Annotated in this window: 15 protein-coding genes; 7 read left to right on the forward strand and 8 right to left on the reverse strand. The window is 73.0% G+C overall.

Features of this window, described 5'->3' with window-relative positions; all coding sequences use genetic code 11:
* Positions 1-34 precede the first annotated feature (34 nt).
* Positions 35-730 carry a uracil-DNA glycosylase gene (ung, locus tag ACIBTV_RS02945; protein WP_396701682.1) on the forward strand — a complete coding sequence of 232 codons (696 nt, stop codon included), beginning with the start codon at positions 35-37 and terminating at the stop codon, positions 728-730.
* Positions 731-804: 74 nt separating this feature from the next.
* Here the strand turns inward: ung and ACIBTV_RS02950 are convergent, their stop codons facing one another.
* Positions 805-1,521: a helix-turn-helix domain-containing protein gene (locus ACIBTV_RS02950; protein WP_396701684.1), complete on the reverse strand. Its 717-nt coding sequence runs from the start codon at positions 1,519-1,521 to the stop codon at positions 805-807.
* Positions 1,522-1,824: 303 nt separating this feature from the next.
* On the opposite strand from ACIBTV_RS02950, the gene tsaB reads away from it, so the two are divergent.
* The 6 genes from tsaB (at position 1,825) to ACIBTV_RS02980 (ending at position 7,892) form a co-directional block, all read left to right on the forward strand.
* The gene (gene tsaB / locus ACIBTV_RS02955; protein WP_396701686.1) at positions 1,825-2,502 is read left to right on the forward strand and encodes a tRNA (adenosine(37)-N6)-threonylcarbamoyltransferase complex dimerization subunit type 1 TsaB; all 678 of its coding nucleotides are present in this window, start codon (positions 1,825-1,827) and stop codon (positions 2,500-2,502) included.
* Positions 2,499-2,951, forward strand: coding sequence for a ribosomal protein S18-alanine N-acetyltransferase (gene rimI / locus ACIBTV_RS02960; RefSeq protein ID WP_396701688.1), 453 nt, complete (start codon positions 2,499-2,501; stop codon positions 2,949-2,951). Before tsaB ends, rimI begins: the two co-directional genes overlap by 4 nt.
* A 4-nt stretch (positions 2,952-2,955) precedes the next feature.
* On the forward strand, positions 2,956-4,002 hold the full coding sequence (gene tsaD, locus ACIBTV_RS02965; protein ID WP_396701690.1) for a tRNA (adenosine(37)-N6)-threonylcarbamoyltransferase complex transferase subunit TsaD: 1,047 nt from the start codon (positions 2,956-2,958) through the stop codon (positions 4,000-4,002).
* A gap of 10 nt (positions 4,003-4,012) precedes the next feature.
* A complete protein-coding gene (locus ACIBTV_RS02970; RefSeq protein ID WP_091595066.1) occupies positions 4,013-4,267 on the forward strand; it encodes a hypothetical protein in 255 nt (84 codons plus the stop codon).
* Positions 4,268-4,350: 83 nt separating this feature from the next.
* The gene (locus ACIBTV_RS02975) at positions 4,351-6,051 is read left to right on the forward strand and encodes an ABC transporter ATP-binding protein (protein ID WP_396701693.1); all 1,701 of its coding nucleotides are present in this window, start codon (positions 4,351-4,353) and stop codon (positions 6,049-6,051) included.
* Complete coding sequence (locus ACIBTV_RS02980; protein ID WP_396701695.1) at positions 6,051-7,892, forward strand: ABC transporter ATP-binding protein; 1,842 nt, start codon at positions 6,051-6,053, stop codon at positions 7,890-7,892. Before ACIBTV_RS02975 ends, ACIBTV_RS02980 begins: the two co-directional genes overlap by 1 nt.
* A gap of 82 nt (positions 7,893-7,974) precedes the next feature.
* Here the strand turns inward: ACIBTV_RS02980 and ACIBTV_RS02985 are convergent, their stop codons facing one another.
* The 7 genes from ACIBTV_RS02985 to ybaK all read right to left on the reverse strand — a co-directional run bounded on the left by ACIBTV_RS02985 (position 7,975) and on the right by ybaK (position 14,539).
* Positions 7,975-8,712: a DUF4142 domain-containing protein gene (locus ACIBTV_RS02985; protein WP_396701697.1), complete on the reverse strand. Its 738-nt coding sequence runs from the start codon at positions 8,710-8,712 to the stop codon at positions 7,975-7,977.
* Between the two features lie 153 nt (positions 8,713-8,865).
* A complete protein-coding gene (locus tag ACIBTV_RS02990; protein WP_396701699.1) occupies positions 8,866-9,162 on the reverse strand; it encodes a DUF1707 domain-containing protein in 297 nt (98 codons plus the stop codon).
* A gap of 69 nt (positions 9,163-9,231) precedes the next feature.
* On the reverse strand, positions 9,232-10,410 hold the full coding sequence (locus tag ACIBTV_RS02995) for an ROK family protein (protein ID WP_396701701.1): 1,179 nt from the start codon (positions 10,408-10,410) through the stop codon (positions 9,232-9,234).
* 23 nt (positions 10,411-10,433) lie between these two features.
* Positions 10,434-11,693 carry a sugar ABC transporter permease gene (locus tag ACIBTV_RS03000; RefSeq protein ID WP_396701703.1) on the reverse strand — a complete coding sequence of 420 codons (1,260 nt, stop codon included), beginning with the start codon at positions 11,691-11,693 and terminating at the stop codon, positions 10,434-10,436.
* Positions 11,690-12,511: an ATP-binding cassette domain-containing protein gene (locus tag ACIBTV_RS03005; RefSeq protein WP_396701705.1), complete on the reverse strand. Its 822-nt coding sequence runs from the start codon at positions 12,509-12,511 to the stop codon at positions 11,690-11,692. Before ACIBTV_RS03005 ends, ACIBTV_RS03000 begins: the two co-directional genes overlap by 4 nt.
* Before the next feature lie 114 nt (positions 12,512-12,625).
* The gene (locus ACIBTV_RS03010) at positions 12,626-13,723 is read right to left on the reverse strand and encodes a sugar ABC transporter substrate-binding protein (protein WP_396701707.1); all 1,098 of its coding nucleotides are present in this window, start codon (positions 13,721-13,723) and stop codon (positions 12,626-12,628) included.
* 336 nt (positions 13,724-14,059) lie between these two features.
* Positions 14,060-14,539, reverse strand: coding sequence for a Cys-tRNA(Pro) deacylase (ybaK, locus tag ACIBTV_RS03015; protein ID WP_396701709.1), 480 nt, complete (start codon positions 14,537-14,539; stop codon positions 14,060-14,062).
* Positions 14,540-14,542: the final 3 nt, after the last annotated feature.

Below are 14,542 nucleotides of genomic sequence, written 5' to 3' on the forward strand. Positions count from 1 at the left end.
AGGAAGATGGCGACCGACACGTGAAAGGTTGCCGATGGCTGTCGTACCCCTGGACCTGCTCGCGTTGCTGCCGGAGGAGTGGCGCGTCGCGCTCACCCCGCACCTCGACCCGGCGCGCACCGCGGCGCTCGCCGAGTTCGTGGCCCGCGAATACGCGACCGAGACCGTCTTCCCACCGCTGGAGGACCTCTTCTCCGCCTACCGGCTCTGCTCGCCGTCGGCGTGCCGGGTGCTGATCCTCGGGCAGGACCCCTACCACCGGGCGGGGCAGGCGCACGGGCTCAGCTTCAGCGTCCGCGAGGGTGTGTCGGTGCCGCCGTCGCTGCGCAACGTCTTCAAGGAGCTCGGCGAGGACCTGGGGGTGCCGAAGCCGCGCAGCGGCAACCTCGACGGCTGGGCCGCCCAAGGCGTGCTGCTGCTCAACTCGGTGCTGACCGTCCGCCAGGCCACCCCCGGCTCGCACGCCAACCGGGGCTGGGAGGAGTTCACCGACGCGACCATCCGCGCCCTCGACGCCGCACCGGGCCGGGTGGTCTTCCTGCTCTGGGGCGGCTACGCCCGCAAGAAGGCGGCGCTGGTCACCAACCCGCAGCACGTGGTGCTGGAGGCGGGCCACCCCAGCCCGATGAACCCGCGCGGCTTCCTCGGCAGCCGCCCCTTCAGCGCGGCCAACAAGGCGCTCGCCGACGCCGGCCTGCCCACCGTCGACTGGGAGCGCTCGGCCGCCTGACCCCGCACCCCCACCCGCGCCCCGGCCGCTCCTCCGGTCCGGGGCGCGGGCCTTCCTGGGGCAGTCGTCAGTCGTCAGTCGTCGGTCGCCGCCGAGCGTTGCCGGATCCGCCGCTCCCGGTAGCGGCGCAGCAGGTCGGCCGCGCGCGGATCGGCGATCTCCACCTCGACCAGGGGCACGACCCGGTAGCCGCGGTCGCCGTGCCGCACCTCCACGGCGTCCGGGAGCTCGTCGCACATGGCGGCGCGGATCTCGCCGTACCGGGTGCGCCAGCGGTGCTCGCCCGGCTCCTCCGGCTCGACGAACACCCCGCCGAACTCACCCCACCGGGCGTTCCACCGCTGCCCGTAGGACGCCAGGAGCCACTTCGTGAAGCGCTTCGAGTCGCGCCAGCGGATCGCGACCTCCGTGGCGTCGACCGGGATCGGTGCCCCCTGGAGCAGGGCGGCCGTGCCTCCCGAGATCACGTGTGGCAGGTCGCCGAGCCGGTCGAGCAGCCGGTCGAGGTTCAGCTCGTCGATCCGGTCGGCGATCGGGCGGGCGGCAAGGCCGGCCATCGTGGCGTCCAGGTGCGCGTCGAGCGGCTCCACCGCCACGGTGAGCTGGACGTCCATCGCGGCGAGCAGACGTTCGAGCAGCGGCAGGCCGGGAGAGCGGTCACCGCGCTCGACGCGGGCGACCATCGCCTGGCTCACACCGGCCAGGCTGGCCAGCTTCTGCTGGCTGAGGTCACGCGACTCCCGCTGCTGCCGGACGGTGTCGCCGAGAAGCTGGACCAGACGGCTCGACATCCCGCCATGGTGGGCCATGTCTCGGTGAGCCCTATGCCTCTCCGTCATGAATATGACGGAGAGGCATAGGGCTCACCGGCACAAGCGCCGGGGAGTCGCGATCGGCCGGTGGGGTGCGGGGCCGAGCCCGGCGACAGATGCCGGGGCAGGGCCGCCGGGTGCGGGGCCAGCCCACGGCATTGGGGAGTCGTGGCCGGCATGAGGGGAGTCGTGGCCGGCCTGCCTGGGGGCGAGGCGCGCCTGCGCCGGCGGGGCCCGGGGCGTCACACGCCGTGACGGCGGGGGCCGCTAGGCTGGCATACCGTGCTCGTACTCGTGGTGGACAGCTCGACCCCCGCGGTGACCGCGGCCCTGGTGGAGGTTTCGGCGGACGGCGTCACGCTCCGCGCCAGCCGGTGCACGGTCGACGCCCGCGCGCATGGTGAACTGCTCGCCCCGGAGGTCGACGCGGTCCTCGCCGACGCCGACGCCCGGCCCACCGACCTGGCGGCGATCGTCGCCGGGCTCGGCCCCGGGCCGTTCACCGGGCTGCGGGTGGGCCTGGTCACCGCCGCCACGATGGGGCAGGTGCTGGGCATCCCCACGTACGGCGTCTGCTCGCTGGACGGCATCGGCCACCCGGCGGCCGCCGGCGAACCGGTCCTGGCGGCGAGCGACGCGCGGCGCAAGGAGATCTACTGGGCGGTCTACGACGGCGCCGGCCAGCGGATCGTCGGGCCGGAGGTGGACACGCCCGGCGTGGCCGCCGCGCGGGCCCGTGACCTCGCGGCCACCGTGGCGGTCGGCGACGGCGCCCACCGGTACGCCGAGATCCTCGACCTGCCGGTCCGCGCCGAGCCGCGCTACCCGGATCCCGTCACGCTGGCCCTGCTCGCCGCCGAGCGGATCCGGGCCGGCGCGCCCGGGGACCGGCTCACCCCGCTCTATCTGCGCCGCCCGGACGCCGTCGCCTCGATCGCCCGCAAGCCGGTCCTGCCATGACCACTGTCCGGATCGACCGGTTCCGGTGGTGGCACATCGACGACGTGCTGCCCATCGAGGCGGACCTGTTCGGTGCCGAGCAGTGGTCGCCGGCGATGTTCTGGAACGAACTCGCGAACGGGCACCACTACCGGGTCGCGGTCGACGCCGACGGCTCGGTGATCGGGTACGCCGGGCTGGCCGGCGCCCCGCCCGACGAGGTGTGGGTGCAGAACATCGCCGTGCGGCGGGACGCCCAGCGGCGCGGCGTCGGCCGTGCCCTGCTGGAGGACCTGCTCGCCGAGGCGACCCGACGCGGCGCCCGCAGCACCCTGCTGGAGGTGGCCGTGGACAACGCCGCCGCCCAGCGGCTCTACGCGACGTACGGCTTCGAGCCGATCGGCGTACGGCGCGGCTACTACCAACCGAGCAACACCGACGCGCTGGTCATGCAGCGGGACGAGGACTGACCCGATGGCTGACGAACCCCTGATCCTCGGCATCGAGACCTCCTGCGACGAAACCGGGGTCGGCATCGTCCGCGGGCACACCCTGCTCGCCGACGCGCTGGCCTCCAGCGTCGAGGAGCACGCGCGGTTCGGGGGCGTGGTGCCGGAGGTGGCCAGCCGGGCCCACCTGGAGGCGATCGTGCCCACCATGGACCGGGCCCTCAAGGAGGCCGGGGTGACGATCGCCGACGTCGACGCGATCGCCGTCACCTCCGGGCCGGGGCTGGCCGGCGCGCTGCTCGTCGGCGTGGCCGCCGCCAAGGGCTACGCGCTGGCGGCCGAGAAGCCCGTCTACGGGGTGAACCACCTCGCCGCGCACGTCGCCGTGGACACCCTGGAGCACGGGCCGCTGCCGGAGCCGGCGATCGCGCTGCTGGTCTCCGGCGGGCACTCGTCGCTGCTGCTCGTCGACGACCTCGCCCGCGGGGTCACCCCGCTCGGCGCGACCATCGACGACGCGGCCGGTGAGGCGTTCGACAAGGTGGCCCGGCTGCTCGGGCTGCCGTTCCCCGGTGGCCCGCCGATCGACCGCGAGGCCCGGGCCGGCGACGCGGCGAGCATCCCGTTCCCGCGTGGGCTCACCGCCGCGAAGGACCTCGCCGCCCACCGGTACGACTTCTCGTTCTCCGGTCTGAAGACGGCGGTCGCCCGCTGGGTGGAGGCGCGGCAGCGGGCCGGCGAGCCGGTGCCGGTCGCGGACGTGGCCGCGTCCTTCCAGGAGGCCGTCTGCGACGTGCTCACCACCAAGGCGCTGGACGCCTGCCGGGCCAACGGCATCGAGACCCTGGTGATCGGTGGGGGCGTGGCGGCGAACTCGCGGCTGCGGGCGATGGCCGAGCAGCGGGCCGAGAAGTACGGCATCCAGGTGCGGGTGCCCCGGCCGAAGCTCTGCACCGACAACGGCGCGATGGTCGCCGCCCTCGGCTCGCACCTGGTCGCCGCGGGCGTCGCACCGAGCCGGCTCGACCTGCCCGCCGACTCGGCCATGCCGCTGACCGTCGTCAGCGTGTGAGGGAGCACCGGTGATCGTCCGCATGTGGGAGGCACGCGCCGAGTCGTACGGGGTCGCCGACCTGATCACCTGGGTCTGCGACACCGCGCTGCCCGACTTCGACCACGACCCGCTGCACGTCTCCAGCGAGGTCTACTCGTCTACCGACCACCGCGTGGTCGTGGTCTCGAAGTGGCGCAGCAACCCGCGCCCGCTGCCCGACCCTCCGGCCATGCTGGTCGCCCGGCCGCCGCACTCCTGGGACTTCACGCAGGTCGATCGCTGACCGTGCGACGTGTCCCACGACACGTCCGACCAGCGGAAATTGGTTCGCGCGGGCAACCGTCGGGCACCTAGCGTCGACGGGCGATGCGTTTCTCACCGGCCGGCGACCCCGGCGTACCTGACTCCCGGTCGGCGACCCGCTACCTGATCTGGCTGGCCGGCCGGCACAAGCTGCTCTTCGGCGCCGGCCTGGTGCTCGGCGTCATCTGGCTGGTCGCGCAGGCGTTGATGCCGGCCGCCGTCGGCCGTGCCGTGGACGGGCTGAGCCGTGGGGACGAGGGCGCGCTCGTCAGGTGGGGCCTGATCCTGCTCGGGCTGGGCGTGCTCCAGACCGTTGCCGGGATCCTGCGCCACCAGTGCGCGGTGCGGAACTGGCTCGCCGCCGCGTACCGGACGGTGCAGCTCACCGTCGAGACCGCCAACCGGCTCGGCGCGGCCCTGCCCCGGCGGGTGGCCACCGGCGAGGTGGTGAGCATCGGCACCTCCGACATCGACCAGATCGGTCACGCGATCGAGATCACCGCCCGGGGCACCGGCGCGCTGGTCGCCATCGTGACGGTGGCGGTGATCCTGCTGGACGCGTCGGTGCCGCTCGGGCTGGTCGTGGTGCTGGGCGTACCGGTGCTGATGGCGGTCGTCGGGCTGCTGATCCGCCCGCTGCACCGGCAGCAGCACGCGTACCGGGACGCGGAGGGGGCACTGACCACCCGGGCCGGGGACATCGTCTCCGGGCTGCGGGTGCTGCGCGGGGTGGGTGGCGAGGCGGTGCTCTCGGGCCGCTACCGGAGCCAGTCGCAGGCGCTGCGCGCGCACGGCGTACGGGTGGCGCGGGTCCAGTCGCTGCTGGAGGCCGCGCAGGTGCTGCTGCCCGGTGCGTTCCTGGTGCTGGTCACCTGGCTCGGGGCGCGGTTCGCGCTGGCCGGTCAGATCAGCGCGGGTCAACTCGTCGCCTTCTACGGCTACACGGCGTTCCTGGTCAGCCCGCTGCGGCAGCTCACCGAGACGGTGGACAAGGTGACCCGGGGGCACGTCGCGGCCCGCCGGGTGGTGCGGCTGCTCCGGCTCGAACCGGACCTGCGGGACCCGTCGTGCCCGGTGGCCGTGCCCGACGGGCCGGGCGAGCTGGTCGACGTCGAGTCCGGGGTGCGGGTGCCGGCGGGCCGGTTCACCGCGCTCGCCGCCAGCACACCGGAGGACGCGGCGGCGATCGTGGACCGGCTGGGCCGGTACGCCGACTCGGACGCGACGCTGCACGGCGTACCGCTGCGGGAGCTGACGCTGGCGACGGTGCGGGAGCGGATCCTGGTGGCCGACAACGACGCGCGTCTGTTCACCGGGACGCTGCGGGCGGAGCTGGACCCGCGGGACGAGGCCGACAGCGCGACGCTCGACGGGGCCCTGCGGGCGGCGAGCGCCACCGACATCGTCGAGGCTCTGCCGGACGGGCTGGACAGCCCCGTCGCGGAGCGGGGCCGGGAGTTCTCCGGCGGGCAGCAGCAGCGGCTGCGGCTGGCCCGGGCGCTCGTCGCCGACCCGGAGACCCTGCTGCTGGTCGAGCCGACCAGCGCGGTGGACGCGCACACGGAGGCGCGGATCGCCGGCCGGCTCGGCGCCGCCCGGGCCGGCCGCACCACGCTGGCCTGCACGACCAGCCCACTGCTGCTGGGGCAGGCCGACCACGTCATCTTCGTGGAGGACGGCAAGGTGGTCGCCGAGGGGCGCCACGCGGAGCTGTACGAGACCGAGCCGCGTTACCGGGCCATGGTCAGCCGGGGGGAGAACTGATGGCGACGACGCTGCCGGTCGCCGACGCGGCCCAGGTCCGCCGCTACGCCCATACGCTGGTGCGCCGGCATCCGCGGACGCTCGCCGTCGCGCTCGGCCTGCACGCGCTCGCCGCCGCGGCCGGGCTGGTCGCGCCGCGGCTGCTCGGTGACCTGGTCGAGGGCATCTCCCGGGGCGCGTCCCAGGTGACCGTGGACCGCATCGCCCTGCTGATCGCCGGGTTCGTGGTGGTGCAGGCCGTGCTGGTGCGGTTCGCGGTGCTCGCGTCGGCGCGGCTCGGGGAGCGGGTGCTGGCGCAGCTGCGCGAGGAGTTCGTCGACCGGGTGCTGGCCCTGCCGCTGTCCACGGTGGAGCGAGCGGGCACCGGTGACCTGCTGACCCGGACGTCCCGTGACGTGTCGGCGCTGTCCCGCACGGTCCGTCTCGCCGTGCCCGAGACGCTGATCGCGGTCGTCACGGGCGGGTTCATCATCGGCGGGCTGCTGCTGGTCGGCCCGCTGCTCGCGCTGCCCTGCCTGATCGCCGTGCCGGTGCTGTGGGCGGGCACCCGCTGGTACCTGCGCCGCGCGCCGGACGGCTACCTGCGGGAGAACGCCGCCTACTCGGACATCACCGACGGGATCAGCGAGACCGTCGAGGGCTCACGGACCACGGAGGCGTTGCGGCAGCAGGCCCGCCGCCGGGCCCGCACCGACGGCGACATCCGCCGGTCGTACGCGGCCGAGATGTACACGCTGCGGCTGCGGACGGTGTTCTTCCCGGTCGCCGAGATCGGTTACGTGGTGCCCGTGGTGGCGACCCTCGTCATCGGCGGTTGGTTCCACCTGAAGGGCTGGGTGAGCCTCGGCCAGGTCACGGCCGCGACGCTCTATGTGCAGCAGCTCGTCGACCCGGTGGACCGGCTGCTCTCCTGGCTGGACGAGTTGCAGGTCGGTGGCGCCTCGATGGCCCGCCTGCTCGGGGTGGCCGAGCCCGCGACTCCCGCAGGCGGTGCCGCCGCTACGGGCGCCCCCGCTGCGGGCGGCGCCGGCACCGGTCCGGCTGGTGCGGCTGGTCCGGGCGGTGCCGGTGCTGTCGTACCGATCGGCGGTCGGGACCGGCAGTTGGTGGCGCGGGACGTCCGCTACGCGTACCGGTCGGGCCGGGACGTGCTGCACGGCGTGACCCTGGTGCCGGAGCCGGGGGAGAAGCTGGCCATGGTCGGCCCGTCGGGCGCCGGCAAGTCCACCCTCGGCCGGCTGCTCGCCGGGGTGCATGCCCCGCGTACCGGCTCGGTCACCGCCGCCGGCCGCCGGCTGGACACGCTGCCCCTGGCCGAGCTGCGCTCGCACGTCGCGCTGGTCACCCAGGAGCACCATGTCTTCATCGGTACGCTCCGCGACAACGTGTCGATGGTGCGCCCCACGGCGACCGAGGCGGACGTACGCTCGGCGCTCGCCGCGGTGGCCGCCCTGGACTGGGCGGACGCGCTGCCCGACCGGCTGGACACCGTGGTCGGCTCGGGTGGGCACCCGCTCTCCCCGGCGCAGGCGCAGCAGCTGGCGCTGGCCCGGCTCGTGCTGGCCGACCCGCACACGCTGGTGCTGGACGAGGCCACCTCGCTGATCGACCCGCGGGCCGCGCGGGAGTTGGAGCGTTCCCTCGCCGCCGTCCTCGAAGGACGCACGGTGATCGCCATCGCGCACCGGCTCTTCTCCGCCCACGACGCCGACCGGGTGGCCGTGGTCGAGGACGGTCGGATCACCGAGTTGGGCTCGCACGACGAGTTGGTCGAGGCCGACGGCTCGTACGCCGCCCTCTGGCGCTCCTGGCACGGCCCCACCCCCACCGACCCGCGTTGATCAAGAGGTTTGCGTCAGAATTCCGGCTTCCGGTGACGCAAACCTCTTGATCAACGGCGCTAGGGTCCAGCCGGGCGGGTGGTCAGGTGCGGCGGAGGAGGCGGTAGGTGGCCAGGCCGCCGGTGCCGAGGGCGGCGAGGAAGACCAGCCAGACGACCGTGCTGCTGACGCCGACCTGGGGACCGGCGTTGGCGGACGCGGCGGCGAGCAGACCGTCGTTGCCGGGCGCGGGCAGCACCGCGGGCGGCAGTTCGGGCCAGCGGACCAGGCCGGTGCTCTCCAGCATCTGCATGTGGTGCATGACGAAGCGGTTCGCGTCGTCGCAGAGCTTGCGTACGGTGGCGTCCCGGGTGCTGGCCCGGACGGCCCCGATCACCGGGAAGATCTTTCCGTGGGCGACCCGGAGCCGGGTGACGAAGATCTGGTCGAACCGGGCGCCGGAGGAGTTCTGCATCTCCGACAGCCAGCCCTTCTGCTCGGCCGTCGGGTCGGTGGGGATGCTGGCGCCCAGCTTGTTCGCCGCGTCCACCACGAGCTGGTCCAGCTCCTGGTGCTCGGTGGCGATGGCCGCGCCGATCTCCCGAACCTTCGCCGACTGGCCCTTCTCGGCCGCCATCTGCCCGGCCGGCATCTCCCACAGTCCGGCCAGCCGTACGCCGTTGAGCAGCGTCATGTCGGCGGCGTTCAGTTGTTGCCCGGCCGGCGCGGCCACGGCGACGCCGGGCAGCACGGCGACCGCCGCCACGATCGCGGTGAGCAGCACCGCCGCGCGGTGAACCCGGTGTCCCGACCGGTGACGGGCGGATCTGAGCGATGCCATGTCTGCGGTGCCTCCTCGGTCCGGCGCGAACGCGTCTGACCGGGCGGCCACCCCGACGACCGCCCGTCCGCCCACTGGTACGGACTGATCGCGCGATCAGTTCAGCCGTCGACACACTGTTCGACATGGCGTCGGCGGGCCGCTGCCCGCGGTTCAGCGGGTGAGCGCCATGTACGCGCCGAGCACGAACAGCGTGAGCACGGCGACGACGAAGACGACCAGCAGCTCCCGGCGGTGTTGCCCGAGGCCGGCGTCGGTCGCGGACGGTGCGGCGGGCGCGGGCAGGTCGCGGGTCAGCGCGGCGAGATCGGCCATCGTCCGGGCCGTCCAGACGGCGCCGACCCGGTCGGAGAACTCGTCCAGGGTGAGTCGGCCGGCCGCGGTGTGCCCCTGCAACTCGCTGACCACCCGGTGCCGGTCGTCATCCGAGGCCCGCAGCTCGACGTCCACGTCGGACAGGGTACGCAGCGGGACGCCCCGACGGGCTCCGCCGGTCGGCCGACCCGCGCCCGGCGCCGGTCAGCCCACGTCGAGCGGGTCGGCGAGGAGCCGTTCGAAGGCGAGTTCGGCGGCGCCGATCAGGGCGGCGTCCTGGCCGAGCTTCGGGGTACGCAGCCGTACGTGCTCCAGGCAGGCGGGCAGGGCGTTGGCGTTGAGGCGGCTGCGGATCGGCGCGGCCGACGCGAGGTACAGGTCACGCATGGTGCCGCCGAATATGACCATCTCCGGGTTGAAGATGTTGACCAGGTTGGCCACGCCGAAGCCGAGCCAGTCACCGGCCTGTCGTACCGCCGAGCTGGCCCGGGCGTCGCCGCGGTCGGCGGCGTCGAAGAGGGCGAGCAGCGCGTCGCGCCCCCGGGCGTCGGAGCGGCCGGCCTTGCGCAGCAGCGCGTGCTCGCCGATCTCGGTCTCCCAGCAGCCGCGCGAGCCGCACTCGCAGCGTTCACCGTCAAGGACGACCTTCATGTGGCCGACCTCGCCGCCGTAGCCGCCGTGGCCGGTGACCCGGCGGCCGCCGGCGATGATGCCGGCGCCGACGCCGACGTCGCCGTACAGGTAGATGACGTTGTCACAGCCGGCGGCGGCACCCCGGGCGTACTCGGCGAAGGCGGCCACGTCGGCGACGTTGCCCACCGTGATCGGCGCGTCGACGTCCAGCTCGGCGAGCGCCGCGCCGATGGGCTCGTCCACCCAGCCGGTGGTGGGCCCGAGGCGCACCAGGCCGTCCTGCCGGCGGACCATCCCGCAGACCGCGACCCCGGTGCCGACGCACATCGCGTCGGCGGCCACCGCCTGCTGCATGTCCTTGGCCGCGCCGGCGAGCAGCGGCGCGGCGTCCGCGGCCACCAGCCCGCGGGGCCGGTCCAGCTCCCGGCGGTCGAGCACCACGCCGCCGAGACCGATCCGCGCGGCGCGCATCCGGTCGACCTCGATGCTGTACGCGTACGCGTAGACGCGCCCCGACTCGGGCCGGACGACCAGCGATGGTCGCCCGGCCCGGCCGGTCTCCTTCGGCGCGCCCTCACTGACGAGGCCGGCGCCGGCCAGTTCGGCGGTCAGCGCGCCGATGGTGCTGCGGTTCAGTCCGAGCGCGCTGGTCAGTTCCGCCCGGGTGGTGGCCCCGTGGACGTGAACGTGACGCAACAGCGCACCGAGGTTCTGTCGACGGATCTCGTCCTGACTCGGTCCTGCGCGCATGGGTGGTACTCCGGAGGCGTGGGTCAACGGGTGCCGGTCGCCGCCGACCGGCGGCGGGTGAAGGCGTCCACGCTCGCGGCGAGGAGCAGCACCGCGCCGGTGAGCACGTACTTGACGCCGGAGCTGTAACCCATCAGGCCCATGCCGTTGTCGATGACGGCGATGACCGCGCCGCCGAGCACCGCGTCGAGCACCCGGCCCTTGCCGCCGAAGAGGCTGGTGCCGCCGATGACCGCCGCGCCCACCGCGTAGAGCAGGACGCTGCTGCCGCCGGTGTTCGGGTCGACCGAGTTGGCGCGGCTGGCCGCCACGATGCCGCCGAGGGCCGCCATCGAGGAGCAGATCACGAAGACCGAGATGCGGATCCGGTCGACGTCGATGCCGGCCCGGCGGGCCGCCTCCTTGTTGCCGCCGACGGCGTAGACGTGCCGGCCGTAGCTGGTGCGCTGGAGCACGAACGTCCAGACGACCAGCAGCACCGCGATGATCGGCACCACGATCGGCACGCCCTTGAGCGAGCTGATGAGGACGTTGCGGCTGCGCTCCAGGTTGAGGATGAACACCGCCACCCCGAGGATCAGGGCGAGGGCGCCGACCCGGGCGAGCACCACCGCGATCGGGTCGGTGACCAGCCCGCGGGCCGCGCGGTTGCGGTGCCGCAGCAGTTGGGCGGTCGCATACCCGGCGACGGCCACGACGACCAGCACCCAGCCGAGCAGCGGGGGGAGGTTGCGGTTGGCGATGGCCAGCAGCGTCTCGTCGCGTACGGAGATGTTCCGGCCCTCTTCCATGAGCATCAGCGCGATGCCCTGGAACGCGAGGAAACCGGCGAGGGTCACCACGAACGACGGGATGCCGATCTTGGCGACGAGCAGACCGAGCGTGGTGCCGATGACGACGCCGGTGAGGATCGCCGCGAGCACCGCGATGTACCAGGGGTAGCCGAGCACGGTCACCACGTTGGCCAGCACGGCCGCGCAGACGCCGCTCGCGTAGCCGGCGGAGAGGTCGATCTCGCCGAGCAGCAGGACGAAGATCAGCCCCATCGCGATCAGCGCGGTCGCCGCCCCCTGGGTGAACAGGTTGGCGAAGTTGCCGGCGGTGAGGAACGTCGGCCGCGCGATCGAGAAGACCGTGCAGAGCACCAGCAGGCCGAGGACGGCCGGCAGCGCGCCGATGTCGCCGCCGCGTACGCGGCTCCAGTAGTTGCGTGCGTGGCCGGCGACGGTGGGCGCCGGTGTGACGGCCGCCGGGCCTTCCTTCTGCACGACGGTCGTGGTCATCGGGTGCCTCCTGTGGACGGGGCGGCCGGTGCGGAGCCGTTGCCGTTCGCCGGGGTCGCGTCGGCGGCGATGCCGAGGCCGCCGGAACGCCCGGCGGTGATCAGCTCGACGATCTGCGAGTGGGTGATGTCGGTGGTCTTCACCTGGGCGACCATCTGACCGAGGTAGAGCGCGGCGATCCGGTCGGAGACGGCGAAGACGTCGTTCATGTTGTGCGAGATGAGGACCACGGCGAGGCCGTTGTCGGCGAGCCGGCGGACCAGTTCGAGGACCTGTGCGGTCTGCGCCACGCCCAGCGCGGCGGTCGGCTCGTCCAGGACGACGAGCCGGCTGTTCCAGAGGACCGCCTTGGCGATCGCCACGGTCTGCCGTTGCCCACCGGAGAGGCTGGAGACGTGCTGGCGCAGCGACTTGACGGTGCGTACGGAGAGCCCGGCGAGCGTCTCCGCGGCCATCTGCTCCATGGTCGGCTCGTCGAGCACGATGCCGCTGCGCTTCTCCCGGCCGAGGAACATGTTCTGCACGATGTCGAGGTTGTCGCAGAGCGCGAGATCCTGGTAGACGACCTCGATGCCGAGGGCAGCCGCGTCCCGGGGGCTGTTGATGCTCACCGGCTGGCCGTCGAAGCGGAACTCGCCGGCGTCGGTCGAGTAGATGCCGCTGATGCACTTGACCAGGGTCGACTTGCCGGCGCCGTTGTCGCCGACGAGCGCGGTCACCTCGCCCGCGTGGGCGGTGAGGGCGACGTCGCGGAGGACCTGGACGGGACCGAAGCTCTTGTCGATCCCGCGTAGCTCCAGCAGGGGTGTTGCGGACACGGGGGTCTCCTTCGGACGGAGGGGGATCTCGGAGCCCGACCGGCGAGCGCCGCCCGGCACGGGAGGGGAACTCCCGTGCCGGGCGGTGGGCTTCGCCTCGGCGGGTACGTCAGGTCAGCTGATGCCGGCGTCGGTGCAGAGCTTGGCGTAGGCGCCGGTGCAGATCTCCTCCTTGGTGACGAACCCGTCGGCGATGACGTCCTTGACGTTCTCCTTGTAGATCGCCTTCGGGGTCAGCAGCACGGACGCCACGTCCCGGCCGCCCTCGGGGTCCTTGACCGTCTGGCCGGTCTCCTTGCGCTCACCCTTGGCGAGTGCGATGGCCAGGTCGGAGGCGGCCTTGGCCTCCTCGCGGATGGCCTTGTAGACGGTCATGCACTGGTCACCGGCGAGGATGTTCTGCAGGCCCTCGGGGGTGGCGTCCTGACCGGTGACCGGGACCTTCCCGTTCAGGTTGTTCTTCTTGAGGATGGAGATGGCGGCGTTGCCCAGGCCGTCGTTGGCGGCGAGCACACCGTCGATCTTGCCCTTGGCGTTGGTGAGCTGCTGCTCGAAGATCGTGGCGGCGCGGGCGTTGTCCCACTCGGGCACCGAGTCGTCCGCCTGCTTGGTGTACTCCTTGGCGTCGAACTTCGGCTTGAGGATCGAGTCGTACCCGTTCTTGAACAGCGTCGCGTTGTTGTCGGTGGGGGAGCCGTTGAGGTAGACGACGGACGGGTTCTTCACGCCCTTGTCGGTGAGGCACTTGACCAGGCCCTCGCCCTGGAGCTTGCCGACGGCCTCGTTGTCGAAGCTCACGTAGTACTGGGCCGAGCCGCCGAGGGTGAGCCGGTCGTAGTCGATGGTCGCGACGCCCTGGGACTTCGCCTTGTCCAGCACGGCCTTGCCGGTGCCGGAGTCCAGGTTGACGATCATCAGGGCGGTGACGCCGTTGGTGATCATCTGGTCGGCGATGGTCTGGAACTGGGTCTTGTCGCCCTGGGCGTTCTGGATGTCGTACTGGACGCCGGCGGCCTTGAACGCCTCTTCCAGGAACTTGCGGTCCGCGCCCTCCCAGCGGGCGGAGGACTTGCTGTCCGGGAGGATCACGCCGATCTTCGGAGTCTTGTCCGAGCCGGCCTGCCCGCCGTCACCGGAGTTGTCGCCGCACGCGGCCATGCTGCCGGTGGCCAGGAGGCCCACGGCGGCGAAGGTGAGGAGCCCCTTACGCATGTGCAGGGTCCTTTCGGGGTGGGGGATTGGTGTTTGTTTTTGTTGTGCCCGGCAACGTATTCCCGGTCACACCTGGGGCACAAGAGCGCCGAGGTGGCGAGTTTGTTGGGGCCGGTAACAATTCGGCAACGCGCCCGTCACTCCCAGGTCACCAACTACGAAAACGTTCTCCATCCGTCGCTGCCGCTCCGGAGGAAACCCCCATTCCCCGTGGTGACGGCCGCCCGTGACGGGCGTCATGGGTCCGACGGGTCACGGCGGAGCGATCTGTCCACAATGGAGATCTTTGGCCGGCGGGAATGTCCGTCCCGGGGTCGGCCCGGCGGCGCCGGGCGGTCAGCGGGTGGCGAGCGAGGCGGTCCGCGCGTCGGTCAGCGCGACCAGGTCGGCCGGGGCCAGTTCGAGCTGGAGGCCGCGCCGTCCGGCCGAGACGTACACGGTGACGAAGTCCAACGCCGACGCGTCGAGCACGGTGGGCAGCCGCTTGCGCTGACCGAGCGGGCTGATTCCGCCGCGTACGTAGCCGGTGGCCCGCTCGGCGAGCACCCGGTCCGCGAGCGCCGCCCGCTTGCCGCCCACGGCCGCCGCCAGCGCCTTGAGGTCCAGCTCACCCGTCACCGGCACGACCGCGACGGTGAGCGCCCCGTCGACCTCGGTGACCAGCGACTTGAAGACCCGCTCCGGGGGCACGCCGAGGGCCGCCGCGACGAGCGCGCCGTAGTTGGCGGCGTCCGGGTCCACGGTGTACGGGTGCGTGCGGTGAGCGATCTTCCGCTTCGCCAGCAGTGCCGTCGCCGGTGTGCCCTGTCCCGCCACGAT

The organism is Micromonospora sp. NPDC049366 (genome assembly GCF_044466625.1).
Taxonomy (GTDB): Bacteria; Actinomycetota; Actinomycetes; order Mycobacteriales; family Micromonosporaceae; genus Micromonospora.

Bases quoted from the DNA above. Each gene is read 5' to 3' on its own strand.
- ACIBTV_RS02985 (WP_396701697.1), bottom strand. From the start codon at position 8,712: ATGGCATCGCTCAGATCCGCCCGTCACCGGTCGGGACACCGGGTTCAC.
- ACIBTV_RS03000 (WP_396701703.1), bottom strand. From the start codon at position 11,693: ATGACCACGACCGTCGTGCAGAAGGAAGGCCCGGCGGCCGTCACACCG.
- ACIBTV_RS02950 (WP_396701684.1), bottom strand. From the start codon at position 1,521: ATGTCGAGCCGTCTGGTCCAGCTTCTCGGCGACACCGTCCGGCAGCAG.
- tsaD (WP_396701690.1), top strand. From the start codon at position 2,956: ATGGCTGACGAACCCCTGATCCTCGGCATCGAGACCTCCTGCGACGAA.
- ACIBTV_RS02980 (WP_396701695.1), top strand. From the start codon at position 6,051: ATGGCGACGACGCTGCCGGTCGCCGACGCGGCCCAGGTCCGCCGCTAC.
- rimI (WP_396701688.1), top strand. From the start codon at position 2,499: ATGACCACTGTCCGGATCGACCGGTTCCGGTGGTGGCACATCGACGAC.
- ACIBTV_RS02995 (WP_396701701.1), bottom strand. From the start codon at position 10,410: ATGCGCGCAGGACCGAGTCAGGACGAGATCCGTCGACAGAACCTCGGT.
- ung (WP_396701682.1), top strand. From the start codon at position 35: ATGGCTGTCGTACCCCTGGACCTGCTCGCGTTGCTGCCGGAGGAGTGG.
- ACIBTV_RS02975 (WP_396701693.1), top strand. From the start codon at position 4,351: ATGCGTTTCTCACCGGCCGGCGACCCCGGCGTACCTGACTCCCGGTCG.
- ACIBTV_RS03010 (WP_396701707.1), bottom strand. From the start codon at position 13,723: ATGCGTAAGGGGCTCCTCACCTTCGCCGCCGTGGGCCTCCTGGCCACC.